This window comes from Citrobacter sp. Cs237 (genome assembly GCF_030332325.1).
In the GTDB taxonomy this organism is placed as follows: Bacteria; Pseudomonadota; Gammaproteobacteria; order Enterobacterales; family Enterobacteriaceae; genus Citrobacter_A; species Citrobacter_A sedlakii.
This window is the reverse complement of record NZ_JAOWIB010000100.1, coordinates 14,019-40,341: the sequence shown is the minus strand read 5'-3', so window position 1 is coordinate 40,341 and position 26,323 is coordinate 14,019. Positions and strand designations below refer to the sequence as shown.

The 26,323-nt window shown below is 56.9% G+C and carries 21 protein-coding genes; 11 read left to right on the top strand and 10 right to left on the bottom strand.

Annotated features, from left to right (window positions below; all coding sequences use genetic code 11):
• The 5 genes from OGY07_RS09110 to OGY07_RS09090 all read left to right on the top strand — a co-directional run.
• The coding region (locus OGY07_RS09110; RefSeq protein WP_502872428.1) for an autotransporter outer membrane beta-barrel domain-containing protein at positions 1–148 on the top strand (148 nt) is incomplete at its 5' end.
• Positions 149–461: 313 nt separating this feature from the next.
• The gene (ssaA, locus tag OGY07_RS09105; RefSeq protein ID WP_042286124.1) at positions 462–563 is read left to right on the top strand and encodes a small effector SsaA; all 102 of its coding nucleotides are present in this window, start codon (positions 462–464) and stop codon (positions 561–563) included.
• A gap of 120 nt (positions 564–683) precedes the next feature.
• A complete protein-coding gene (locus OGY07_RS09100; protein ID WP_042286123.1) occupies positions 684–2,084 on the top strand; it encodes a cytochrome ubiquinol oxidase subunit I in 1,401 nt (466 codons plus the stop codon).
• Positions 2,084–3,094 (top strand): cytochrome d ubiquinol oxidase subunit II, encoded by a 1,011-nt coding sequence (cydB, locus tag OGY07_RS09095; protein WP_060569117.1) that lies wholly within the window; start codon positions 2,084–2,086, stop codon positions 3,092–3,094. Before OGY07_RS09100 ends, cydB begins: the two co-directional genes overlap by 1 nt.
• Positions 3,094–3,225, top strand: coding sequence for a DUF2474 domain-containing protein (locus OGY07_RS09090; protein ID WP_060569116.1), 132 nt, complete (start codon positions 3,094–3,096; stop codon positions 3,223–3,225). Before cydB ends, OGY07_RS09090 begins: the two co-directional genes overlap by 1 nt.
• Positions 3,226–3,235: 10 nt before the next feature.
• Here the strand turns inward: OGY07_RS09090 and OGY07_RS09085 are convergent, their stop codons facing one another.
• From OGY07_RS09085 to prpR, 3 genes are all read right to left on the bottom strand, one after another.
• Positions 3,236–3,868, bottom strand: coding sequence for a LysE family transporter (locus OGY07_RS09085; protein WP_060569115.1), 633 nt, complete (start codon positions 3,866–3,868; stop codon positions 3,236–3,238).
• A gap of 130 nt (positions 3,869–3,998) precedes the next feature.
• A complete protein-coding gene (locus tag OGY07_RS09080) occupies positions 3,999–6,599 on the bottom strand; it encodes an autotransporter outer membrane beta-barrel domain-containing protein (protein WP_286600078.1) in 2,601 nt (866 codons plus the stop codon).
• A 627-nt stretch (positions 6,600–7,226) separates the two neighbouring features.
• Positions 7,227–8,822: a propionate catabolism operon regulatory protein PrpR gene (prpR, locus tag OGY07_RS09075; RefSeq protein WP_286600076.1), complete on the bottom strand. Its 1,596-nt coding sequence runs from the start codon at positions 8,820–8,822 to the stop codon at positions 7,227–7,229.
• Positions 8,823–9,070: 248 nt separating this feature from the next.
• Here prpR and prpB point away from each other — a divergent pair, with 248 nt between their 5' ends.
• From prpB to prpE, 4 genes are read left to right on the top strand one after another with little or no spacing between them, the layout of a single operon-like run.
• Positions 9,071–9,949, top strand: coding sequence for a methylisocitrate lyase (prpB, locus tag OGY07_RS09070; RefSeq protein WP_042286117.1), 879 nt, complete (start codon positions 9,071–9,073; stop codon positions 9,947–9,949).
• Between the two features lie 52 nt (positions 9,950–10,001).
• Positions 10,002–11,171 carry a bifunctional 2-methylcitrate synthase/citrate synthase gene (prpC, locus tag OGY07_RS09065; RefSeq protein ID WP_286600074.1) on the top strand — a complete coding sequence of 390 codons (1,170 nt, stop codon included), beginning with the start codon at positions 10,002–10,004 and terminating at the stop codon, positions 11,169–11,171.
• Positions 11,172–11,208: 37 nt separating this feature from the next.
• Positions 11,209–12,660, top strand: a complete 1,452-nt coding sequence (locus OGY07_RS09060) for a bifunctional 2-methylcitrate dehydratase/aconitate hydratase (protein WP_042286115.1) — start codon at positions 11,209–11,211, stop codon at positions 12,658–12,660.
• 40 nt (positions 12,661–12,700) lie between these two features.
• Positions 12,701–14,587, top strand: a complete 1,887-nt coding sequence (gene prpE / locus OGY07_RS09055; RefSeq protein ID WP_286600071.1) for a propionate--CoA ligase — start codon at positions 12,701–12,703, stop codon at positions 14,585–14,587.
• Between the two features lie 64 nt (positions 14,588–14,651).
• Here prpE and lacA read toward each other — a convergent pair whose 3' ends face one another.
• The 6 genes from lacA to OGY07_RS09025 form a co-directional block, all read right to left on the bottom strand.
• Positions 14,652–15,275, bottom strand: a complete 624-nt coding sequence (gene lacA, locus OGY07_RS09050; RefSeq protein ID WP_060569110.1) for a galactoside O-acetyltransferase — start codon at positions 15,273–15,275, stop codon at positions 14,652–14,654.
• Positions 15,276–15,303: 28 nt separating this feature from the next.
• Positions 15,304–16,557 (bottom strand): MFS transporter, encoded by a 1,254-nt coding sequence (locus OGY07_RS09045; protein WP_042286109.1) that lies wholly within the window; start codon positions 16,555–16,557, stop codon positions 15,304–15,306.
• A 51-nt stretch (positions 16,558–16,608) separates the two neighbouring features.
• Positions 16,609–19,692 carry a beta-galactosidase gene (locus OGY07_RS09040; protein ID WP_286600068.1) on the bottom strand — a complete coding sequence of 1,028 codons (3,084 nt, stop codon included), beginning with the start codon at positions 19,690–19,692 and terminating at the stop codon, positions 16,609–16,611.
• A gap of 125 nt (positions 19,693–19,817) precedes the next feature.
• A complete protein-coding gene (locus OGY07_RS09035) occupies positions 19,818–20,903 on the bottom strand; it encodes a LacI family DNA-binding transcriptional regulator (RefSeq protein ID WP_131729027.1) in 1,086 nt (361 codons plus the stop codon).
• A 27-nt stretch (positions 20,904–20,930) separates the two neighbouring features.
• On the bottom strand, positions 20,931–21,884 hold the full coding sequence (locus tag OGY07_RS09030; protein ID WP_060569108.1) for a GlxA family transcriptional regulator: 954 nt from the start codon (positions 21,882–21,884) through the stop codon (positions 20,931–20,933).
• 18 nt (positions 21,885–21,902) lie between these two features.
• Entirely contained in the window at positions 21,903–22,679 is a 777-nt protein-coding gene (locus tag OGY07_RS09025; protein WP_200033976.1) for an MBL fold metallo-hydrolase, read from the bottom strand.
• A 231-nt stretch (positions 22,680–22,910) separates the two neighbouring features.
• Here OGY07_RS09025 and mmuP point away from each other — a divergent pair, with 231 nt between their 5' ends.
• Both mmuP and mmuM read left to right on the top strand, forming a co-directional pair.
• Complete coding sequence (gene mmuP / locus OGY07_RS09020) at positions 22,911–24,314, top strand: S-methylmethionine permease (RefSeq protein ID WP_286600065.1); 1,404 nt, start codon at positions 22,911–22,913, stop codon at positions 24,312–24,314.
• Positions 24,301–25,233 carry a homocysteine S-methyltransferase gene (gene mmuM / locus OGY07_RS09015; protein WP_042286094.1) on the top strand — a complete coding sequence of 311 codons (933 nt, stop codon included), beginning with the start codon at positions 24,301–24,303 and terminating at the stop codon, positions 25,231–25,233. The genes mmuP and mmuM overlap by 14 nt, the downstream gene beginning before the upstream one ends.
• A gap of 36 nt (positions 25,234–25,269) precedes the next feature.
• Here mmuM and fbpC read toward each other — a convergent pair whose 3' ends face one another.
• Entirely contained in the window at positions 25,270–26,316 is a 1,047-nt protein-coding gene (fbpC, locus tag OGY07_RS09010) for a ferric ABC transporter ATP-binding protein (RefSeq protein WP_042286092.1), read from the bottom strand.
• Positions 26,317–26,323: the final 7 nt, after the last annotated feature.

Below are 26,323 nucleotides of genomic sequence, written 5' to 3'. Positions count from 1 at the left end.
CGGCACCCGCAATATCGGCGAGCTGAAGGCCGGTGTGGAAGGCCAGCTGACGAAGAACGTCTCCCTGTGGGGCAACGTCGGCCAGCAGATTGGCGATAAAGGCTACAGCGACACCTCGGCGATGATTGGCATTAAAGCGTCGTTTTAACGGAACGGCCCGGTGGCGCTGCGCGACCGGGCCTGTAAACAATCATGTAAGCCGGATGAGGCGCAGTTCACCGCCGCCATCCGGCTTTTATCCGAAAATCTCAAATTCCCACTGACACTATTTCCTTTCCCTCGCTTCGCTATTTTCTTGCCTTGAATATCGGGGCTTAGCGTCTATTCTTAATGGTCAGACAGGCTTGTTAACAGGCAATAAATGATGGCGCGAGGAAAATATCCAGAGCGTTGCCGAAGTCTATTTAAACGGTAACGATTGGTGATATTTGCATCGCGCGAAAATAACCGAAGGAGGCACTATGCTTTATCACCTTAACCGTTTCGCTGTCGAAAAAGATGATCCTTCCGAAGCCCCGGAATCCGGCGATAAGCCAGACAGCACGCCAAAGAAAAAATCCTGACCGGGTGAATTTCTCCCCCCTGTTTTAACGTGGGGGGGTATTTTTACGCTTCGCTTAACGTTTAATTATTGGATGTCGTTGTCTCTATGCGCAGGTATCGTCATATAAACGGGAGAAAATATGGATATTGATGCGTTTTTGCTGGCAAGAATCCAGTTTGCCTTTACCGTTTCGTTTCATATTATTTTCCCGGCTATCACTATTGGCTTAGCCAGCTATCTGGCTGTACTGGAAGGACTTTGGTTAAAAACAAATAATCCGGTCTGGCGTTCGTTATATCAGTTCTGGGTTAAAGTCTTTGCAGTGAATTTCGGCATGGGGGTGGTTTCCGGTCTGGTGATGGCTTACCAGTTCGGTACCAACTGGAGTGGTTTTTCGCAGTTTGCCGGCAGTATAACCGGCCCATTGCTGACCTACGAAGTGCTGACGGCTTTCTTCCTGGAAGCCGGTTTTCTGGGGGTGATGCTCTTCGGCTGGAACAAAGTCGGGCCGGGCCTGCACTTTTTCTCCACCTGCATGGTGGCGCTGGGCACGTTGATGTCCACCTTCTGGATCCTCGCGTCCAACAGCTGGATGCACACGCCGCAGGGTTTCGAGGTCATTAACGGTCAGGTGGTGCCGGTGGACTGGTTCGCCGTTATCTTTAACCCGTCATTCCCTTACCGCCTGCTGCACATGTCGGTGGCGGCGTTTCTGAGTAGCGCAATGTTTGTCGGCGCTTCGGCGGCCTGGCATCTGCTGAAGGGCAACGATACACCCGCAATCCGCAAAATGTTTTCCATGGCGCTGTGGATGGCGATGCTGGTGGCGCCGGTGCAGGCGCTGATTGGCGATATGCATGGTCTGAATACCCTTGAGCATCAGCCGGTGAAAATCGCCGCCATTGAAGGACACTGGGAAAACACGCCGGGCGAACCCACGCCGCTGACGCTGGTGGGCTGGCCGGATATGGACGCGGAAGAAACCCGCTATGCGCTGGAGATCCCCGCGTTAGGCAGCCTGATTCTGACCCACAGTCTCGACAAGCAGGTACCCGCCCTGAAGGATTATCCAAAAGATGAGCGCCCCAACTCAACCATCGTGTTCTGGTCGTTTCGTCTGATGGTGGGGATGGGGGTGCTGATGATTCTGCTGGGACTCGCCAGCCTGTGGCTGCGCTACAAAAACCGGTTATATCACTCCCGCCCCTTTATGCATTTCGCGCTGTGGATGGGGCCATCAGGGCTGATCGCGATCCTCGCGGGCTGGGTGACCACCGAAGTTGGGCGACAGCCGTGGGTGGTTTACGGCCTGTTGCGTACCCGTGACGCGGTATCGGCGCACAGCACGCTACAGATGAGCATCAGCCTGTTGGCGTTCTTTGTGGTTTACTCGCTGGTGTTTGGCGTCGGCTATCTCTATATGATCCGCCTGATCCAAAAGGGACCGCAACCGCTGGAGGAACCGACCTCTGAAACCGATGGCCGCCCGGCACGTCCCATTTCCGCGGTGGGTGAACCGCTCGATCAGGAGAAACGCTGATGACGCTCGATCTGTCTGTAATCTGGTTTGCCATCATCGTCTTCGCCACCCTGATGTATATCGTCATGGACGGCTTCGACCTCGGGATTGGCATTCTGTTTCCGTTTATTCGCGATAAGCATGACCGCGACGTGATGGTAAACTCGGTCGCGCCGGTCTGGGACGGTAACGAAACCTGGCTGGTGATGGGCGGCGCGGGACTGTTCGGCGCGTTCCCGCTGGCCTACGCGGTGATTGCCGATGCGCTCACTATTCCGTTGCTGCTGATGCTGCTCGGGCTGATTTTCCGTGGCGTGGCCTTTGAGTTCCGCTTCAAGGCCACGGAATCACACCGCGCCTTCTGGGATAAATCGTTTATTGTCGGATCGATACTGGCGACCTTCTGCCAGGGGATCGTGGTCGGCGCGGTGGTCAGCGGTTTTCAGGTCAGTGGACGCGCCTTCAGCGGCTCGCAACTGGACTGGTTGACGCCGTTTAACCTGTTCTGCGGCCTCGGCCTGGTCATCACCTATGCATTACTGGGCGCGACCTGGCTTATCATGAAAAGCGAAGATCCGCTGCAAAGCCGGATGCGGCAGTTGGCCCGTCCGCTGTTGATCGTCCTGTTGCTGGTGATGGCGGTGGTCAGCCTGTGGACGCCGCTGACGCAGAGCGCGATTGCCGAACGCTGGTTTTCGCTGCCGAATCTGTACTATTTCCTGCCGGTTCCGCTGCTGGTCATCGTCTTCAGCCTGTGGCTGTGGCGCAGTCTGTATCGACCGGACTTTCATGCCCGCGCGTTTCTGCTGACCCTGGGGCTGATTTTCCTCGGTTTCAGCGGGCTCGGAATCAGCATCTGGCCGTATATTATTCCACCGGGGATCACCCTGCATGAAGCTGCCGCGCCGCCGCAAAGCCAGGGCTTTATGCTGGTAGGTGCGCTGATCATCATCCCGGTGATCCTGGCGTACACCTTCTGGAGCTACTACGTATTCCGCGGAAAAATCCGTCACGGAGAGGGATATCACTGATGGCGAAAATCAAAAAATGGTCCCACCGCGTGGTATGGCTGATCGCCATCTGGTGCGCCAGCGTTCTGCTGCTGGCGGCGGTCGGCGCGCTGTTCAGAGTGCTGATGACCTCTGCGGGCTTTCGTTCCTGAGCACAAAAGATTAGCGATGGGTTATGCCTTCGTAAATCAAACGCAGGGCAAACAAACCGATAATTGCGCCAATAATTTTGCTGGCGACGCGCTGGATCCGCCCATACGCGCGACGGACCGCGGGTAACGAAAAGGCCTGGCTGAGGAAGACGCGCCAGATAATGGAAGAAAGCACGATGCCCGCCCAGGCCATCATCCGCGCCCATGTCGGCGTATCCGCGCTGAGCGTGACGGAGAAAATACTGATAAAAAACAACACCGTCTGCGGATTTGATAAATCGGTCAGCAAACCGCGACGGAAAAAGACCGTCCACGGCGCCGCCACCGGCTGCGCGAGCGGGCCCATTTGCGGTGTGTCCTGGCGGCGCAGGCTGTTCCATGCAAACCACAGGAGATAGGCGCCGCCGCCAATTTTTATCAGCGAAAACAGCGCCTCGCATTGCGTGATTAATGTTGCCATGCCAAACAGTCCCAGCCCCGAATAAAGCGCATCGCCAGCGGCGACGCCAAGTCCGGTAAGCACTCCGGCGCGTCGTCCGGAGGCGAGGCTGGTCTGCACCACGACAAAGAGATTCGCGCCGGGATTAAAAAAGGTCAGGACAAACAGGCTGACGGTAAGAAATACGGCATGTAAAGGGTCCATACACCACGCTTCTGTCAAATGAACGATCTGATGTCATCCTATTTTTCGCCGACGGATGGCGATGCGAGGGGGATCACAAAGAGAGAAGGGAAGAGAAAAACCACCCGCGTTGCCGCGGGTGGCCCGTCTGTCATAATGTATATTTCAACCCCAACATGCCTTGCGTATCGCTGTAACCCTTGTCGCCTACCTGCTGAGCGACGTTACCCCACAGTTGCAGGCGAGCGTTGAGTTGCCCTTCCACACCCACTTTCAGTTCGCCGATATTGCGCGTGCCTTTCACTTCACTGCGAATATCGTCCATCTTCACGCCATAGTTCTGGCTGTTGTAGATCCAGTTCGCTTCGACAAACGGCTGGAAGGTGCGCGTTTTACCGTCATCGATGGCATTATGGCTCTGCATAAAAGCTTTAATGCCCAGGCGCGTTTGCAGGTTGCCATCAGTTTCATCGACCACCCGGGTCCCGTTTTTCTCGGTGTGATTGTCCGCCTGCACATCCATCCAGGTAAGCTGGGCTTTTGGCTGCAACCAGTAACGGGTACGCCCATCGCGACTGGCGCCAAGGCTGAAGGTATAGCCTGTTTCCAGCGAAGCGGTGATCCCGTCGGAATCATATTTCTCTGACGCCAGTCCCTGTCCGGATACGGTATTTTCAAACCAGTTATAGAGCACCCATGCGTCCAGATAGGCGCCAGTTTTGTCGGTGTCATTGGCGTACCATGTGCCATAAACGCCAGCGCTATATCCGCTGATCTCGCCGCGTGACGTGTAGCCCGTGAGACTGGCGTGACTGCGGCTCTTACTGTTCGCGTAACCGCCCATCAGGCCCAGGTGCCAGCGATCCTGGCCGTCACTGCTCCATTGGGCAATGTCGCCGCCAAGCTGGATCACGTAGCGGTTACTTTGGGTGCTGATCTGGCCGGAGCTGTCTTTAAAGCGCTGATGACCGCCAACGTGTCGCATCCACAGGCTGGTCACTTTCTTTTCACCGGTTAACAGGTCGGTGTATTGCGTCTCGCCCAAACGATCGTGCAGGCGAGTGTTAAACAGCGTATTGGCGGCAAGTGCGTTCGCCAGATAGCTACCCGTTTCCGGGCGATACTGATGCGTGCCTTCCGGCGCAGGTGGCACCGGAACATCGGGTTCTTCCGGCTGTTCAGGTTCTTCGGGGTCCACCGGTGGGACGGGGGGTTGTGGCGCCACGGAGGCCAGGCTGGTCAAATACCAGTTCTGGTTATCCCGTTTCGTCAGATCATAATCATACGCGCCCGCGACGATACGGCCTTCTTTCACAAAGCTGCCGGCCGACGCGCCTTCAACATTGACGACCTGGATGCCTTCAACTGTTTGCGCGCCGCTGCCGCCTGCGTTAGCGATGCTCACGCGCGTCGTGCCTGAGGTATCGCCTTTTACCACCAGTTTGTCGGTCGCGGAAAGATCATCACCCAATGCGGTACGGAGGGACAGTAGCCCGTTGTTGCTGGCGTAATCGCCATTAATGGTCAACGTGGTGGGCGTAAACGTACCGTCAGACGGTGTGTCAGCCGACAGCGTCGCGTTTCCGTCAAGCACCAGCGAGTTGACCGTTTGAGAGTAACCATTCAGATCGAGACTGGCGCCGCTGTCGACAAGGTAGTCCGAGTTCGCGCTCAGCGTGTTAACCGCTCCGGCACGCAGTGTCCCACTGGCGACGTGGGTGTTGCCCCGGTAATTGCTCGCACCGGTCAGGGTGGACGTTCCCGAACCGAGATGATTCACCTCGCCGGTGCCGGTAATGTTGGCGCCAAGCACGAAATCATCGCTGTTATGGTTCAGGTTGAGCACCGCCGTGCTGACGCCGTCGGTATTCCCAAGATGAATTCGTGGAACGTTAATTGAGCCTGCCGCCTGTTCGGTTTCTCCCTGCGCGCCGCCAATGTTCAGGATACCGGTGCTGCCTTCGCCCACCGCCAACCAGATAAGCGTGCCGGAGTTGATCGTCGCGCCATTGCTGACGGTCAGACTGCCGGTGGCGTCATTAGGCGTAGTGGTAAACCCGCCAAGATAGATGCCCTGGGCGACATTCAGCTGTGAATTTGCGCCGTCGACCCGCGTTTCGCCAGCGCCTTCGCGGTTTGAGTTCAGGGTATTGCCCACATAGCCAATGTTCATGTGTTCACTGAGGGTAAGCGAGCCGCCGTTGGTGATGGTCAGTTTGCCTTTTCCCTGATCGCCCACCACCGCCCAGTTGGACGATACAGACGAACCGGCTCCGTCGATGTTCACTTCTCCAGAGGCCTGTGCGGCGTATTCGCCGATCCGCAGTTCGTTAATCCCGCTGACGCGGCTGCCGCTGTTAACCACAAGCGTACCGGAACCGTCGTGGGTTCCCAGCACCAGATTTAGCCCTTCCAGTGTCCAGGTGGCGCCGCTCTGGAGTGTGACGCTGCCCGTTGCATTGTTGCCAATCATCCCGGCGTCGGTGGTAATCGCCCGATTGTCAATGATCAGCGAGCCGTCGCTATTTTCACCCACCCGCAGGGAGCCAAAGCGATCCCAGGCCGGGTCTGTATTTTCAGATGCCGAGAGTAAGACATTATTATCGTTATTAATCGTAATAATGGCATTAGCGTCGGAAGGGGGGGTAAAGGTCAGCGCATTGATAGTATTTGCCGCTGCGGTTGAGGCCAGCGCCGCTGAAATTGCGAGGGATAACAAAGAAGAACGAAAATATAACGCGTGTTTTTTCATGATCACTCGTCCGTAAGTTTTAAAATAAAAGAAGTGATAAGCAACAATGCCTGTCTGTAATAACGGGCATTAATAGATTGCTTATATGTTTGCGTTCCTGCCTTTTAACTATTCGCTGTCAGTCAAAAAGTTTCAATCGTTTATTTATTACTCTTGCTTAATATTGATAGATTTAAACAATTAATTGCGTCATACAGACAGTACCGGGAACCGCATTTCCACCGTGTTTCGTTATGATGATTAATGTTTCCCTTCATGCCGGGGATGTGTTCACTATGCTGGAAAACAAGGTAAAACAAAGGGATGGTAAAGGGTTGCGGTAAGTGAAATTAATCAAAGGTAGTTGGATAACATTAAAATATTCATCATTTGACCCTTGTGTAATCACGTAGTGGCATCATTAATTTTACGCTTTGTAAGCGCGCTTTTTAAATATTGCTTGATAAATGTCAATTTTTAATCAGTGACATATTTGAGAAATTTGTTTGTGCTTTTAGGATTATTATCAATTAAATGTTTTTTGATTTTCGAATAATCTGATGACGGATGTAAGAATATATTTTGGCATCCGTTGGTTATCTATAAAGACGTCAGTTCCGATAAAAGTGAACATTCTGAAACGGGGGATTACTGTTTTAACCGCCGCCAGAATGTCGTGCGGCTTATACCAAGAAACTGAGCCGCGGCGGATTTATCGCCATTGAAGCGGTCGAGCGCTTCTCTGGCCGTCAGTCGTGTGGAGGGAGACACGGCTTCGTCACGTTCTGACAGTTCCGGCAGCAGCCGCTGTAATAAATACGCATCCAGCGTCGGCATGGGGTCGACGCTTAAAAACAGCGCCAGACGCTCCATCATATTGCGCAGCTCGCGGATATTCCCCGGCCACGGGTAGGTCACCAGAACGGCTGCGCTTTGCGCCAGACCGCTGCGGACGGTATCGGTAAACGGGACGTTCAGGGCTGCCAGCGACTGTTTTAAAAACCCCTCAGCCAACGCAGCGATATCGCCAGGGCGATCGCGCAGCGCAGGCAGAGCGAGGCGCAGAATACTCAGGCGGTAAAAGAGATCGCGGCGGAACTGACCGTGTTTCATTGCCTCTTCCAGATTGCAGTGGGTGGCGCTGATCACCCGCACATTGATGGGGAGAGGATGATGACCGCCCACCCGGGTCACCTCTTTTTCTTCCAGTACGCGCAGCAGACGGGTTTGCAGGGGCAATGGCATCTCGCCTATCTCGTCCAGAAACAGCGTTCCGCCGTGGGCGATTTCGAACAGTCCGGCGCGCCCGCCGCGTCGGGAGCCGGTAAAAGCGCCCTCCTCGTAGCCGAACAGTTCTGCTTCCAGCAACGATTCCGTAATCGCACCGCAGTTCACAGCGACAAACGGACGGGAGGCGATGTCGCTGCGAGACCCCACGTGTACGCCGCTTTCGCGATGAATGGCCTGCGCGGCCAGCTCTTTGCCGGTGCCGGTTTCGCCCTGAATCAGCACCGCGGCGCGGGAGCGGGCGTAGAGCATGATGGTCTGACGCACCTGTTCCATTTGTCCGGACGCGCCACGGATATCCTCCAGGGCATAGCGGGTACGCAGCGCCCGATCGGACGCGTAAGAGGCCGTTACGCGGGCGGTCATTCGCGTCAGATCCAGCGCATCGCTGAATCCCTGGCGCACTGTGGCCGCAGAATAGATAAAAATCGCCGTCATACCGGCCTCCTCGGCGAGATCGGTAATGAGTCCCGCGCCGACCACCGCCTCAATGCCGTTAGCCTTGAGTTCGTTTATCTGCCCGCGCGCGTCCTCTTCGGTGACGTAGCTGCGCTGTTCCAGTTGCAGACCAAATGTTTTCTGAAAGGCGATAAGCGCCGGCAGCGTCTCCTGATACGTCACCACACCGATCGAGGCGGTCAGTTTTCCCGCTTTCGCCAGCGCATGCAGTACGTCAAAACCGCTCGGTTTAATCAGGATCACTGGAACAGAAAGACGGCTTTTCAGGTACGCGCCGTTAGAGCCTGCGGCGATGATGGCGTCGCAGCGTTCGGTCGCCAGCTTTTTGCGAATGTAGGTTACCGCTTTTTCAAAACCAAGCTGAATAGGGGTGATGGTCGCCAGATGATCGAACTCGAGGCTGATGTCGCGAAACAGGTCGAACAGCCGCGTCACCGAGACGGTCCAGATGACCGGTTTGTCGTCATTGATCCGTGGAGGGAGAGGCGAAGCTGTCATAGCAAACCTAAACGTGAAGAGACCGAATAATGGGTTTAGCTGTGTTTCAATTATGTTGCAATGAAACAACGCGGAACATTTTATGAAACGTTAGCTGACACGCTTTTTTTCGCTATCTGCCAGCGGGGTTTATCTATCATATTGTCATATCAGTGTTTTTTATTTTTCTTAATCGGGTGCGGCACCTGGCATAGCCTTTGCTTTGTGGAGAGTAACGATGTTCACAACTTGATAACAAAGGATAAAATATGTCACGACACTCGCCGGGTCAGGCATTTCGCGCGGCCCTTACGCAAGAAAACCCGCTTCAGATAGTCGGCGCCATTAACGCTAACCACGCTCTGCTGGCACAGCGCGCAGGCTACCAGGCGATTTACCTTTCCGGCGGCGGCGTGGCGGCAGGATCGCTGGGGTTGCCGGATCTCGGGATCTCAACGCTTGATGACGTGCTGACCGACATTCGTCGCATCACCGACGTCTGCCCGCTGCCGCTGCTGGTGGATGCCGACATCGGTTTTGGCGCGTCGGCTTTTAACGTGGCCCGCACCGTAAGGTCAATGATCAAAGCCGGCGCGGCGGCGTTACACATTGAAGATCAGATCGGCGCTAAGCGCTGTGGTCACCGACCGAACAAAGCGATCGTCTCGAAAGAGGAGATGGTGGATCGCATTCGCGCGGCGGTGGATGCCCGAACCGATCCCGACTTTGTGATCATGGCGCGCACCGACGCCCTGGCGGTAGAAGGCCTGGACGCGGCGATAGATCGCGCGCAGGCCTACGTCGACGCGGGGGCCGACATGCTGTTTCCGGAGGCGATCACCGAGCTTGCCATGTACCGACAGTTTGCCGACGCGGTCAATGTGCCGATCCTCGCCAACATCACCGAATTCGGCGCGACGCCGTTGTTTACCACCGATGAACTGCGCAGCGCCCACGTGGCGATGGCGCTGTACCCGCTGTCGGCGTTTCGCGCGATGAACCGCGCGGCGGAACAGGTCTATAACGTGCTGCGTCAGGAAGGAACGCAAAAAAGCGTCATCGACATGATGCAAACCCGCAACGAGCTGTACGAGAGCATCAATTACTACCAGTACGAGGAGGCGCTGGACGCGCTGAACCGGAAGTAACGCTTCGCCCAGACCTCACTATCCTGCACATTACAATAATGACGAGGACAACATGACAGACTCGACGATCCTGCAAAACAACACACATGTCATTAAGCCGAAAAAATCCGTTGCGCTGTCCGGCGTACCGGCAGGCAATACCGCGCTGTGCACCGTCGGCAAAAGCGGCAACGATCTTCATTATCGCGGTTACGACATACTGGACCTCGCCCGGCACTGCGAATTCGAAGAGGTCGCGCATCTGCTGATCCACGGCAAATTACCGACCCGCGACGAGCTTCACGCGTATAAAATCAAACTGAAAGCGCTGCGGGGATTACCGGCCAACGTGCGCACTGTACTGGAAGCGCTGCCCGCCGCGTCGCATCCGATGGATGTCATGCGCACCGGCGTCTCGGCGTTGGGCTGCACCCTGCCAGAAAAAGAGGGCCACACCATTTCCGGGGCGCGGGATATCGCCGACAAGCTGTTAGCGTCGCTCAGCTCTGTTCTTCTCTACTGGTACCACTACAGCCACAACGGTGAGCGCATCCAGCCAGAAACCGACGACGACTCCATCGGCGGCCACTTTTTGCATCTGCTACACGGCGAGAAACCGTCAAAAAGCTGGGAAAAAGCGATGCACATTTCGCTGGTGCTTTACGCCGAGCACGAATTCAACGCCTCCACCTTCACCAGCCGGGTCATTGCGGGCACCGGGTCGGACGTCTATTCGGCCATTATCGGCGCGATAGGCGCACTGCGCGGGCCGAAGCACGGCGGAGCAAACGAAGTGTCGCTCGAGATCCAGCAGCGCTACGAAACGCCGGACGAAGCGGAAGCCGATATCCGCAAACGCGTGGAAAACAAAGAGGTGGTGATTGGCTTTGGGCACCCGGTTTATACCCTGGCCGATCCGCGTCATCAGGTCATTAAGCAGGTGGCGAAGCAGCTTTCTGAAGAAGGCGGCTCGCTGAAGATGTACAACATCGCCGATCGTCTGGAAACGGTGATGTGGGAAACCAAAAAGATGTTCCCCAACCTCGACTGGTTCTCGGCGGTGTCATACAACATGATGGGCGTTCCCACCGAAATGTTCACTCCGCTGTTCGTTATCGCCCGCGTCACCGGCTGGGCGGCGCACATCATCGAACAGCGTCAGGACAATAAAATTATCCGACCTTCCGCCAACTATACCGGACCGGAAGATCGTCCGTTCGTCTCGTTAGACCAACGTTGCTGATTCACTCCCTCTGACCCTAACATGCAGGAACGCTTTTATGTCCGTACAAGAACTAAACGTCCGCCCGGAATTTGACCGCGAAATCGTTGATATCGTCGATTACGTGATGAATTATGACATCACCTCAACAGTAGCGTATGACACCGCGCATTACTGCCTGCTGGATACGCTCGGCTGTGGTCTCGAAGCGCTGGACTATCCGGCGTGCAAAAAACTTATGGGGCCGATTGTCCCCGGTACTCTCGTGCCAAACGGCGTGCGCGTGCCGGGCACGCAGTTTCAGCTCGATCCGGTTCAGGCGGCGTTTAACATCGGCGCGATGATCCGCTGGCTCGACTTTAACGATACCTGGCTTGCCGCCGAATGGGGGCACCCTTCTGATAATCTCGGCGGCATCCTGGCGACGGCGGACTGGCTGTCACGTAACGCGGTGGCGGCAGGCAAAGCGCCGCTGACCATGAAGCAGGTGCTGAGCGGGATGATCAAAGCTCACGAGATTCAGGGCTGCATCGCGCTGGAGAACGCCTTTAACCGCGTCGGCCTGGATCACGTGCTGCTGGTGAAAGTGGCGTCCACCGCCGTGGTGGCGGAAATGCTGGGGCTGACCCGGGACGAAATCCTGAACGCGGTATCGCTGGCGTGGGTCGACGGCCAGTCGCTGCGAACTTATCGCCATGCGCCGAACACCGGCACGCGGAAGTCCTGGGCGGCAGGCGACGCCACTTCCCGCGCGGTACGCCTGGCGTTGATGGCAAAAACCGGCGAGATGGGGTATCCGTCAGCGCTGACGGCGAAAACCTGGGGGTTCTACGACGTCTCGTTCAAAGGCGAAACATTCCGCTTCCAGCGTCCCTATGGCTCTTACGTGATGGAAAATGTGCTGTTTAAAATCTCCTTCCCGGCGGAGTTCCATTCGCAGACCGCGGTAGAAGCGGCGATGACCCTGCATGCGCAGATGCAGGCGGCGGGTAAAACTGCGGCGGATATTGAGAAGGTGACCATTCGCACTCACGAAGCCTGCATTCGCATCATCGACAAGAAAGGCCCGCTGAATAACCCGGCGGATCGCGACCACTGCATTCAGTACATGGTTGCCATCCCACTGCTGTTCGGACGTTTAACGGCGGCGGATTATGAAGATGGCGTGGCGCAGGATAAACGCATCGACGCTCTGCGTGAGAAGATAAGCTGTTTTGAAGACCCGCAGTTTACCGCCGACTATCACGATCCGGAAAAACGCGCCATCGCCAATGCCATCACCGTGGCGTTCACCGACGGTACGGCGTTTGATGAAGTGGTGGTGGATTACCCTATCGGCCACGCCCGCCGTCGCGCCGACGGCATTCCAAAGCTTATCGAAAAATTCAAAATCAACCTGGCGCGTCAGTTCCCGGCCCGCCAGCAGCAGCGCATTCTGGAAGCCTCCCTGGACCGAACCCGTCTGGAGCAGATGCCGGTTAACGAGTACCTCGACTTGTTCGTTATCTGAAACAGATAGCAATAGGGCATAAGTTCAACAGGAGAGCCTCATGTCTTTTCGCGAATTTTATCAGCGTTCGATTACGCAACCGGAATTGTTCTGGGCAGAGCAGGCAAAGCGCATCGACTGGCAGACGCCGTTTACCCGGACGCTGGATCATAGCCGCCCGCCGTTTGCCCGCTGGTTCTGCGGCGGCACCACCAATCTGTGTTATAACGCCATCGACCGCTGGCTGGACAAACAGCCGGACGCGCTGGCGCTGATCGCCGTCTCTTCCGAAACCGAAGAGGAGCGCACCTACACCTTCAGCCAGTTGTATGACGAGGTGAACGTAGTGGCGTCGATGCTGCTGTCGCTGGGCGTCCGGCGCGGCGATCGGGTACTGGTATATATGCCGATGATTGCCGAGGCGCACGTGACGCTGCTGGCCTGCGCACGCATTGGGGCGATTCATTCGGTCGTATTCGGCGGTTTTGCCTCACACAGTGTGGCGGCGAGAATTGACGATGCCAGACCGGTGCTGATCGTCTCGGCGGATGCCGGGGCGCGCGGAGGAAAGATCCTGCCGTATAAAAAGCTGCTCGACGACGCCATCGCGCAGGCGCAGCATCAGCCGCAGCACGTGTTGTTGGTGGACCGAGGGCTGGCGAAAATGGCGCGGGTGGCCGGACGCGATCTTGATTATGCCGCCCTGCGTCAGCAACACGCAGGCGCGCGGGTGCCGGTAGCGTGGCTGGAATCTAACGAGACCTCCTGCATTCTTTACACGTCCGGCACCACAGGAAAACCCAAAGGCGTGCAGCGCGACGTCGGCGGCTACGCGGTGGCGCTGGCAACCTCAATGGACACCATTTTTGGCGGCAAAGCGGGCGGCGTCTTTTTTTGCGCGTCGGATATCGGCTGGGTTGTCGGTCACTCTTATATCGTTTACGCGCCGCTGCTGGCGGGGATGGCGACGATTGTCTATGAAGGGCTGCCAACGTACCCGGACTGCGGGGTGTGGTGGAAAATTGTCGAGAAGTACCGGGTGAACCGGATGTTTTCCGCGCCGACCGCCATTCGCGTACTGAAGAAATTTCCAACCGCCCAGATCCGCAATCACGATCTCTCCTCGCTGGAGGTGCTGTATCTGGCCGGAGAACCGCTGGATGAACCCACCGCCGCGTGGGTCACCCAGACGCTGGAGGTGCCGGTTATCGATAATTACTGGCAGACGGAGTCCGGCTGGCCGATTATGGTGCTTGCCCGTCAGCTTGACGACAGACCGTCGCGGCTCGGTAGCCCGGGCGTACCGATGTACGGTTATAACGTGCAGTTACTCAATGAAGTGACCGGCGAACCCTGCGGCGTGAACGAAAAGGGGATGGTGGTGATTGAGGGGCCGCTGCCGCCGGGCTGTATCCAGACTATCTGGGGAGACGATGAACGGTTTGTTAACACCTACTGGTCGCTGTTCAGCCGTCAGGTGTATGCCACCTTCGACTGGGGCATTCGCGACGCCGACGGCTATTACTTTATCCTCGGACGTACCGACGACGTGATAAATGTTGCCGGCCACCGTCTTGGCACCCGCGAGATAGAGGAGAGCATTTCCAGCTATCCTAACGTCGCCGAGGTGGCGGTCGTGGGGGTAAAAGACGCGCTAAAAGGGCAGGTGGCGGTGGCGTTTGTTATCCCGAAACAGAGCGACAGCCTGGACGATCGTGATGTGGCGCAGGCGGAAGAAAAAGCGATTATGGCGCTGGTGGACAGCCAGATTGGCAATTTTGGCCGTCCCGCTCACGTCTGGTTTGTCTCGCAGTTGCCGAAAACGCGCTCCGGCAAGATGTTGCGCCGGACGATCCAGGCCATCTGCGAAGGTCGCGATCCCGGCGATCTCACCACCCTCGACGATCCCGCCGCGTTGCAGCAAATCCGCCAGATCATTGAGGAGTAGCGGTAGCGCCCGGTGGCGCAAGCTTACCGGGCCTACGGTCTGCATTATTGTAGAGCGCCCGGCGTCATGCCTGGTGGCAAAGGGAACGCTCTACTTTGCGGTCTTTATAATAATATTCTTTATCCCTGTCGTTTATTTCACGGATAACCCGACAGGGAACGCCCGCGGCAACGACATTTGAAGGAATGTCTTTTGTGACCACGCTACCTGCGCCAATCACGGTGTTATTTCCTATCGTGATACCTGGATTGATAACCACGTTACTGCCGATCCAGACGTTATTGCCAATTGTGATCGGAAAGGAATACATCTCACCCGCTTGCCTCAATTCATGATGAACAGGATGCCCGGTCACGGAGAGGGTGACATTTGGCGCAATAAGAACGTTATCGCCAATCGTGACGGTATAGTCGTCTACGATGGTAAAATTGAAATTAGCATAAAAGTTGTCACCGATATGGATGTTGGTACCGTAGGAAAAATAAATGGGCGGCTCTATCCATGCATTTTCTCCCGTTGAGCCAAACATGGATTTAATCAAGCTTTTCCTTTTTTCAACTTCTGACGGACGCGAATGGTTATACTCATACATCAATTCCTTTCCGCGCAATCTCTCTTCCGGCAAACCTTCGCACATATCTGTAAACAATTGGCCTGCTTTTATTCTTTCTCTCATTGGCATAGTCATGTGTGAAATTTCATCCTTGTGGTGGGGTTTATGCTTGTTTACAGACAGGTTTGACATGGCGGGTAAACGGCCCCGGCCCACTTAAGGTAAATACCGAAATCAACGTAAAGCTCAGCGCGATCAGTCCGAGCACCAGATATGCTCCCTGAAAACCGATGCTTTCATACATATTGCCGGCGAAAACCGACATGAAAATCATCGCCAGTTGCTTAAAGAAGCAGAAGCACACCAGGTAAATCGTGGCAGAGAAGCGTACCTCAAACTGACTGGTGATGTATTTAAAACAACCGACAATCAGGAACGGTATCTCAAACATATGCAAGGTTTTCAGGATCACCACTTCCAGCGCCGAAGAGGCAAACGACGAGCCGATGATCCGCACCGACATAATCGCGCCCGCCAGCAGCAGGGCGTTTTTACCGCCAATGCGGTTCACGATCAGCGGCGCAAAGAACATAATACTGGCGTTCAGAAGTTCACCCATGGTGGTAACGTAGCCAAACACGCGGGTACCCTGTTCGCCAGTGGCAAAGAATGAGGTAAAGAAGTTAGCGAACTGCTGGTCAAACACATCGTAGGTACAGGACACGCCGACAACATACAGCGACAGAAACCACAGCTTCGGCTGTTTAAATAATTCCAGCGCCAGTTTCAGGCTAAATGCCGAGTGATTCGCGCCAACCGCATCGGCCACTTTTGCCGATGAGGGCGCTTCTGTTTTCGAGAAGAACAGCAGCAATGCCAGGATCACCGCGCAGCCGGAGCCCAGCCAGAAGACAAACTGGTTATTAATGGTAAACATAATGCCGGCAATCGACGCGCACAGCGCCCAGCCGACGCAACCGAACATCCGCGCGCGGCCAAATTCAAAATGACTGCGGCGACTGGCTTTTTCTATGTAGGCCTCAATGGCGGGCGCGCCGGCGTTATAAATAAACCCCAGATAGATCCCGCCGACAATCGAACCGAGCAAAATATTGACCTGCAATAGCGGGCCGAAAACGTAAATAAAGAACGGCGCGAACATCACCAGCATACCGGTAATGACCCACAACAGATGCTTGCGCAGGCCGAGCTTGTCAGAGAGCAGGCCGAAAATGGGCTGGAACAAGAGTGAAAATAGCGAGATGCAGGCGAAGATAATACCGGTATCGCCTTTGCTGATATGGTTGATATCATGTAACCAGATCGGGAAAAAGGGGAAGTAAGCACCCATAATGAAAAAATAAAAGAAGAAGAAAAAGCCGAACATCCAGAAGTTAGTATTTTTCAAATAATGCATGTGAACGTCCTTATGCGAATATCGGGCAGGCGTTAACCTGCCCGTTTTTTGTTATTTCAGGCACCAGACGATCTGGTAGTGATAGCGACCTGCGCTGAGCTGGTATTCCGGCGACACCGACGGACTCCAGGAGTCGTCGCCGCCCACGCCCATGTGGAAGCCGTCAAGGTTCAGCCATGTACCGGCCTCTTCCTGCAGCAGATGGCGATGGCTGGTCTTCATCAGTTGTTGCTGGCTGTAGCGGCTGATATTGAACTGGAAGTCGCCGCGCCAGCAGTGGGCGCCATAGCGCAGTTCGCGGGTATGGCAGCGCAGCCCGTTTTCGCTCGGAAAAACGTACGGCGTATACATGTCGTCGAGCGGCAGGTCCCAGCGATCAAAGCAGGCGGCAGAGAGGCGGTCCGGGTAGTTTTCATGCGGACCTAATCCCAGCCAGTTCACGCGATCCGCCACCTGGGCCAGTTGGCAGGTCAGTCCGATGCGCGCCGGGTGTGGCGTGCCGTGGGCGACATCCACATCCACCGTGATCGTCAGTTCGCCGTCTCCGTCAATGCGCCAGGTTTTACGGCTGATAAACAGCGTTTCCCCCTGGGTCTGCCAGGCGTGGGCGGTAGTGATGATCACCGCGTCGGTGAGCGTCTGTGCTTCGCACTGCAACAGCATCGCTTCTGCGCGGTAATGCCCGGCGGCTTTCCAGCGTTCAACCCAGGCGTTCGGGTCAATACGCGTGGCTTCGCTGACGCCGATATCGTTATCAAGCGGCGCGCGGGTAAACTGGTCGCGAAGCGGGGTCAGCAGCTGCGCGTCCTCGCCGATCCAGTACTGCGTCAATACACCCTGCTGGCGGCAGAACTGCCAGCGTTGTTGATTCACCGTGACCAGATAATGCGTCTCTCCCGCCTCAAGCCGTGGCGCACAACCGACAGGCGGGGAGATCGCCACGCTCAGTTTTTCCGCCAGCGGCCACTGCTGCCAGGCGCTGATGTGTCCGGCTGGCGCCCACGCGGTGGCCTGCGGCTGCTCAACGCGCACCGTCAGCCATAGCTGGCCTGCTGCATTGGGGGCAGCAACGTCGGGAAGGGTAATGACCTGGCGTCCCTGCGGGGCGATGTCCAGCACGACGTTCCCCGCTGCAATGGGGTTACCGTCCAGGGCAAGGGACCAGTGCAGGATCTCATTGTCGCTATGGCGGAACAGATATTCGCTGGTCACCTCGATGTTACGTTCCGCGCCGGGCAGCAGGGTAAACTGGAAAAACTGCTGCGCGTGTTTGGCTTCGTATAGCGACGGATGCGGCGTACGGTCGGCAAACACCAGACCGTCCATGCAGAACTGGCGGTCATTCGGCGTGTCGCCAAAGTCGCCGCCGTAGGCTGACCATGGGTTACCTTCATCATCATATTTAATCAGCGACTGATCGACCCAGTCCCAGACAAAGCCCCCCTGCAGGCGAGGATACTGTCGAAACGCCTGCCAGTATTTGGCGAAACCGCCGAGGCTGTTGCCCATTGCGTGCGCGTATTCGCAGAGGATCAGCGGACGCTGCTCGCCCGGCATTGACAGCCATTTTTTGATTGACCATTTCGGCACCGCCGGGAACGGCTGATCCTGATCGACGCGGGCATACATCGGACAGATAATATCCGTCGCCGCGCTGTCTGCGCCGCCGCCCTCATATTGCACCGGGCGCGACGGATCTTCCGATTTCAACCAGCGGTACAGCGCGTCGTGGTTGACGCCATGCCCGGACTCATTGCCCAGCGACCAGATAATAATGCTCGGGTGATTGCGGTCGCGTTGTACCATGCGCGTCACCCGCTGGCTCATGGCGGGAAGCCAGGTTGGGTCATCGGTCAGGCGGTTCATCGGCACCATGCCGTGGGTTTCGATGTTGGCCTCATCCACGACGTACAGCCCATAACGGTCGCACAGCGTGTACCACAGCGGATGGTTTGGGTAATGGGAGCAGCGCACGGCGTTAAAATTGTTCTGCTTCATCAGGATGATGTCCTGTACCATTGTCGCTTCGTCCATTACCTGACCGTGCTTCGGGTGATGTTCGTGGCGATTTGTCCCGCGAATCAGCAGCGGCTTGCCGTTCAGCAACAGCAGGCCGTTTTCAATGCTGATCTGGCGAAAGCCGACGTCACAGGCTTCGGCTTCAATCAGTTCGCCGTCAGCGGTATGCAACTGCGCAACCGCGCGGTACAGATGCGGCGTTTCGGCGCTCCACAGCGACGGGTTATCGACTTTCAGGCGCAGGGTAACGCGGTCATGATACGCGCCGCGCTCGTCAACAATTTCGCCGCCAAAGGGGGCCGTCTGTTCACCGACCAGGACGTCGCCATCCCACAACTGCACGGTGACGCGCAGACCGTCGCGCAGTTCACTGTGCATTCTGATTTCGGCGGCCAGTTCGGCGCGGCTGAAATCATCATTAAAGCGGGTGGAAATCCGCAGATCGCTGATTTGCGTAGCGGGCTTGGTTAGCAGGCTGACGTCGCGGAAGATACCGCTCATGCGCCACATGTCCTGATCTTCCAGGTATGTGCCGTCGCTCCAGCGCAGCACCATCACCGCCAGACGGTTCTCGCCGCCGCGCAGAAAATCGCTGAGATCGAACTCCGAAGGCAGACGGCTGTCCTGGCCGTAGCCGACCCAGCGTCCGTTGCACCAGAGATGAAAGGCCGAATTGACGCCGTCGAAAATGATCCGCGTCTGGCTGTCGTGGAGTGCTGCCTCGTCAATATCAAATGTGAGCGAGTAACATCCTGTAGCGTTCTCTGCGGGTACGTAAGGCGGATTGACCGGAATTGGGTAGGTGACGTTGGTATAAATCGGTGCGTCGTAGCCGTACATTTGCCAGTTTGACGGTACGGGGATAGTGTCGGCATTTTCCGGATCGTTTAGCCGCCAGCTTTCCGGCACCGCCTCCGGCGAGGCGAACCAGGCAAATTTCCAGTCGCCGTTGAGGCTGCGCAATTGGGGAGAACGGGTATTATCCCGGGCGTCTTCGGCGCTGCGCCAGCTGGAAAATGGCGGGTGGGCTTCCAGACGGTTAAGCTGGGTTACGCCGGGGTTTTCCCAGTCGCGGCGCGCCAGTACGGCGGCGAGTGAATCCGTGGTCAATGTCATGGCTATGTCCTGTCGTGAATTGTTATCCGCTCACAATTTTAGACAACATACGGGCAGAGCCAGAAAACTGTAAAGTCTGTTGAGGCTAATGGGTGAACTGTCTCACACATTTTCGTGTGCAGGATTTAGCGTGTTAACAGGGCGACCTGACGCGCCAGCTGCATGAGCGAGTCGGCCAGCGCTTGTGGAGAGGCGGCCTGTGTCCCAGGTGGCTGTACGGTTTTGCGCTCCACCAACGTGACCGGCAGCAACTGATTGCCCCCGGTTGATGCCCCGCGAGAAAGCTGGATCAGGCGGTCGACGCTGGTTTGTCCAAGCAGCGCGAAATCCTGCCTGATGGTCGTAAGGGGGGGAATGTAGCAGGCGCTGTCTTCGGTATCGTCATAGCCGATTACGGAAATATCGGTCGCCACGCGCAGACCGAACTCGCTTATGGCGCGCATTGCGCCTAACGCCATCTGATCGTTGGCGACCAGCATCGCGCCGGGGATCGTCCCCGCGTTAAGCATCCGTTGGGTCTGGAGATAACCGGACATCGCGCTCCAGTCGCCTTCCTGTTGCGCCACCGGCTGGAGTTGATAACGCGCGAGGTGCTTATGCCAGCCCGCCAGACGCAGGCGCGCGGAAACTGACGTTTGCGGTCCGGCCAGCAGGGCGATGCGCTGGTGGCCGTGCTGAACCAGGTGCTCCACGCCGAGGCGCGCGCCGTCGTCGTGGGAAAAAATAATGCTGTTGATGGGCGACTGGTCCGACACGTCAAGGAACAGTACCGGCACGTTGCCACAGGCGGCGGCAACGGCAATGGCGTCGTCTTCGTCGAGGGGATAGTTGATGATAAGCCCACTTACCCGCTGCGCAAGCAGGTTATGCACTGCCGCTTTACAGGCGTCGACGCCGCTGCGCTCTACCATGGAAATTACCACGCTGGCCCCGGACTGGTCGGCGCGGGATTTAATGGCGGCGACAATCTGCGACGGTGCGTGCAGCGCCAGATTGGCGGTGGCAACGCCAATCAGCTGCGTCTGTTTGCCGGCTAACTGTTGGGCGACACGGTTAGGAATGTAGTTCAGCTCCGCCATGGCGGCTTCCACTTTTTCGCGGGTTCTCGCCGAGACGTGACTGGCCTGATTCACCACCCGCGAGACGGTCTGATAAGAGACGCCAGCATAGTCTGCCACATCGTAAAGCGTTACCGGTTTCACATTCATCACCCTGATTTCCACGTTTTCCGCGCGCTATCATGCCATACCGCGAAAGGTTTTTCGCCATTCAGCCGGGCTGACGCCGAAGTGGGATTTAAAATGCTGACGCCAGGTCACAGCAGACTGAAAACCCACTTCACTGGCGATGCGCTCGATGGGCAATTGGCTGGATTCCAACAGCGTCTGGCTGAGGCGCAGGCGTTCACGGATCAGCCATTCGGCGACGCTACACCCTGTCGCCTTCATAAAATGACGCGTGAGCGTGCGACGACTCATCATGACCCGACTGGCGAGCGAATCAAGGTCATGGGGCGCGCGGATTGTCTGGCGCAAATAGTCCAGCAGTCCGTTAATGCGCGCATCGCGCGTGGTTTTGGGCACCGGCTGGGCGATAAATTGCGCCTGGCCGCCTTCACGGTGTGGCGGAACAATCATCCGCCGGGCGATTTGGTTTGCCACTACGCTGCCAAAGCGCTGGCGAATCACATACAGGCAGCAGTCGAGAGCCGCCGCCGTGCCCGCAGAGGTGATGATCCCGTCGTCATCAACATACAAGGCGTTGATATCAAGTGTCACCGCCGGAAAACGCGCCTGAAAATCCTGCTCAAATTCCCAGTGCGTGGCGGCGCGTTTGCCGTCCAGAAGGCCTGCATAGCCCAGAACAAATGCCCCCAGACAAAGGCCAACAATTTGCGCGCCGTTTTGCCGGGCCTGCACCAGCGTACCCAGTAGCGTCTGGGGAGGACGCTGGGCGGTGGCGCCCCAGTAGGGGATCATCACAATATCCGCGTCGATGAGCGCCTCATAACCGTAGGCGGCGTGCAACGAAAACCCGTCCTGCGAGTTGACCGTACCCGGCGTTTCGGCGCAGATCTTCACCGTAAAGCGCTTCTGCGTTGCCACCTTTTCCCCGAACAGAATGCAGGGCACAGAAAAGTGAAATGGGCTGAAATCGTCCACGGCGACAATGGCGACGGTAACGGGGCGCATAGTTCTCCTCGATGGCGGTTAAAACGTCAGGGTTTCCCCATCTTCCGGCACATGCACATATTCTGCAATCTGGTTGTCACGTGCGTAGTCTTTGAGCGCCGCGCGCGTTAACAGACAGTGATTGATGGCTTCCATATGCGTTGCCACGATCTGCGCGTCCGGTAGGGTGAAATGGGTTTTTAGCACATCTTCCGCGCCCATGATGATCGGGCCAAAACCGATGACGTGCGCGAAACCGGCGTTCAATACCACCACATCAGGCTGATAGCGGATCATGTTGGCTTCGACCTCGTCGCGCCAGACGGTATCGCCCACCAGATACAGCGTTTTTTCCTGCGGATGGGTCAAGATGAGCCCGCAGGCTTCGCCCAGCCGGGCCGCCATTTCGGGAACGGCATACAGACGATCGGAGCCGTGCTGGCCGCCGGTTTTACGCAGCGTGATCGCCCCGAGAATGGTCTCTTCCGTCAGCACCGTCAGCGCGGTAAAACCCTGTTCGCGCAGCGTCTGCGCATCCTGCTCGTTTTGCACATAAATCGGCTTATCCTTCGGCACGCATGCGGACGCGGCGTCGTCCCAATGGTCTTCATGCAGATGGGTGACGATCAGCACGTCGGCCTGTAACAGCGTGTCGATATCGCAGGGAAGCTCCACGGTGGGGTTGCGAATATCGGCGCGGGCGGTGCCGGGAAAGCCCGGCCACGCGCCTTTCGGCGCCAGCATCGGGTCAATGAGAAATGTTTTGCCGCCAAACGTAATCAACTGGGTGGCGTTGCGAATTTGCGTAATGTTCATCATCGGTACTCCACGAGAGGGTCAGTGGAGACAGCGTAATAGAGGGCGCGAGGAAAAAATGTGGGCAAATGGGCGAATAGCGATGAGATTGGGCCAAAAAAGCTGTGTCCCGCATCAGTCGCAGCAGCCAGGTCCGCTGAGCGGGGAAGGCGCTGTTTTGCATTCCGCCCGTAAACACGGTATAACAAACCTTCTTTGGATGTTTAGATGTCCATACGTTTAGAAGGTTATATGCAAACAACACAACAACATGCGCCACTGAAGCGCACCATGAAAACCCGCCATCTGATTATGCTGTCTCTGGGCGGCGTAATCGGTACCGGCTTATTTTTTAATACCGGATACATTATTTCAACCACCGGGGCGGCAGGGACGCTGCTGGCTTATCTGATTGGCGCGCTGGTGGTCTGGCTGGTGATGCAGTGCCTTGGCGAGCTGTCGGTCGCGATGCCGGAAACCGGGGCGTTTCACGTCTATGCCGCGCGCTACCTCGGTCCGGCGACGGGGTACACCGTGGCATGGCTTTACTGGTTGACCTGGACTGTGGCGCTCGGCTCCAGCTTTACCGCCGCCGGATTTTGCATGCAGTACTGGTTCCCGCAGGTGCCCGTCTGGATCTGGTGTGTCATTTTCTGTCTGGTGATTTTTGGCCTGAACGTGGTGTCCACCCGCTTTTTTGCCGAAGGCGAGTTCTGGTTTTCGCTGGTGAAGGTGATCACCATCATCGCGTTTATTGTTCTTGGCGGAGCGGCGATTTTCGGTATCATTCCGATGCGGGACGGTTCACCCGCGCCGGGGTTAAGCAATATCACCGCCGAAGGCTGGTTCCCGCACGGCGGCCTGCCGATTCTGATGACCATGGTGGCGGTGAATTTCGCCTTTTCCGGCACGGAGCTTATCGGCATTGCCGCCGGTGAAACGGAAAACCCGCAAAAAGTCATCCCGGTGGCGATTCGTACCACCATTGCCCGGCTGATCATTTTCTTTATCGGCACCGTGTTCGTGCTGGCGGCGCTGATCCCAATGCAGCAGGCGGGGGTTGAAAAAAGCCCGTTTGTGCTGGTATTTGAGAAGGTGGGCATTCCTTACGCGGCGGATATTGTGAACTTCGTGATCCTGACTGCGATCCTGTCGGCGGCAAACTCCGGGCTGTACGCGTCCGGGCGGATGCTGTGGTCGCTGTCTAACGAGCGCACGCTGCCCGCCTGTTTTGCGCGGGTGACCCGCAATGGCGTGCCGCTTACCGCGCTGTCGGTGAGTATGCTCGGCGGCGTGCTGGCGCTGTTTTCCAGCGTGATCGCGCCGGATACGGTCTATGTCGCGCTGTCGGCGATTTCCGGCTTTGCTGTGGTGGCGGTGTGGCTGAGTATCTGCGCGTCACATTTTGTTTTTCGTCGTCGTCACCTTCAGCAGGGCAAAACGCTTGATGCGCTACAGTATCGCGCCCCCTGGTATCCGTTGGTGCCCGTGTCCGGGTTCGTCCTTTGCCTGGTGGCCTGTGTCGGGCTGGCTTTCGATCCGAGTCAGAGAATTGCGCTGTGGTGCGGTTTACCGTTTGTGGCGCTGTGTTATGGTGTTTATTTCCTTACTCAATCGCGAGATAAACAACAGGAGTCTGAACATGTCGCAGAATAATCCGTTAAGCGCCATTCTCGAAAAGCACGATTTTCTGTTGCTGGACGGGGCAATGGCGACGGAGCTGGAAGCGCGGGGGTGCGATCTTACCGACAGTTTGTGGTCAGCCAGGGTGCTGGTAGAAAACCCGGAGCTGATCCGCGAAGTGCATCTGGACTATTTTCGCGCCGGGGCCCAGTGCGCGATTACCGCCAGTTACCAGGCCACGCCGGAAGGGTTTGCGGCGCGCGGACTGGATGAAGCGCAGGCCAAAGCGCTGATCGGCAAAAGCGTGGAGCTGGCGCGTAAAGCTCGCGAAGCCTGGCTGGCGGAAAATCCGCAGGCGGGCACGCTGCTGGTGGCGGGATCGGTCGGCCCGTATGGCGCGTTCCTGGCGGACGGGTCGGAATATCGCGGTGACTACGTGCGCACCCCCGAGCAATTTCAGGCCTTCCACCGTCCGCGCGTTGAGGCGCTACTGGATGCTGGCGCCGATCTGCTGGCCTGTGAAACGCTGCCTAACTTTGTTGAGATTCAGGCGCTGGCGGCGCTGTTGACCGACTACCCGCGCGCCCGCGCATGGTTCTCTTTCACCCTACGCGACAGTGAACATCTGAGCGACGGCACGCCGTTGCAGGAGGTGGCCGAGTGGCTTAATCATTATCCGCAGGTGGTCGCGATTGGCATTAACTGCATCGCGCTGGAAAACACCACCGCCGCGTTACAGCATTTGCGCGGCGTAACGGCGCTGCCGCTGGTGATTTACCCGAATTCGGGTGAGCATTACGATGCGGTGAGCAAAACCTGGCATCATCATGGTGAAGCGTGCGAGACGCTGGCGGATTATTTGCCGCAGTGGTTAGCGGCGGGGGCGAAGCTGATAGGCGGCTGCTGCCGGACGACGCCAAAGGATATTGCCGAGTTAAACGCCCGGCGCTGAGGGTGCGCCGGGTGGCGTCGCGCCACCCGGCAACGATCACGCCGCGTCCGCTAACATAAACATGCCGTACGGGTGGATTTCGAGGTAGTACTGCTCGCCGACGTCCGGCTGTAAGCGCGTAGCGTTGACCTGTAATAAAATCTCCTGCCCGTGCCACTCCACCGTTACTTCATACTGTGGCCCCATATAGGCCACGTGCCGGATGGCGCAACGCTGACTCTCTTCCCCACGATCGCTTAAGGTGATCGCTTCCGGACGCACGCCCACGGTCCCGGCGCCTTCAGCCACAAAGTGCGCGGGGCGCGGCAGGCGATAACCGTAAATATTCACCGCTTCCGGGGTGAAGGTGGCCGGGAACAGGTTGGCATCGCCCATAAAGCTCGCCATAAAACGTGACGCGGGCTGGCGGTAGAGTTCCTGCGGCGAACCGATCTGCATGATATGTCCTTTGTTCATCACCAGCACGGTGTCGGAAACGGCAAAGGCTTCGCTTTGATCGTGGGTGACGTACAGTGAGGTAATATCAAACTGCTTTTGCAGTTCGCGGATCTTGTCACGCATGCTGCGCCGGAGGTTAGCGTCGAGGTTACTCAGCGGCTCATCGAACAACAACACCTTTGGTTTGAGGATCAAGGCGCGCGCCAGCGCCACGCGCTGCTGTTGGCCGCCGGAGATCTGATCGACATAGCGCGCTTCAAAGCCGTCAAGATCGACCATCGCCAGCGCCTCTTTCACCCGGGCGTTGACTTCCTGTCGTGAGACGCCGAGCATCTTCAGGCCGTAGCCGACATTTTCTCCCAGCGACATATGCGGGAACAGAGCGTAGGACTGGAATACCATACAGATATCGCGCTGCTGAATGGAACGGTGGGTAACATCTTCGCCATCGATAAAAATCTGCCCTTCACTCGGTTTTTCCAGCCCGGCGACCAGACGCAGAATAGTGGTTTTACCGCAGCCGGAGGGACCGAGCAGCGTCACCATTTGTCCCTGCGGAATCGTGAGAGTGATATTGTCGATCACCGTGTTGCTGCCGAATCGTTTGGTGACGTTGCGCAGTTCAACAAAATTTTTCTGACTCATAGTGCGC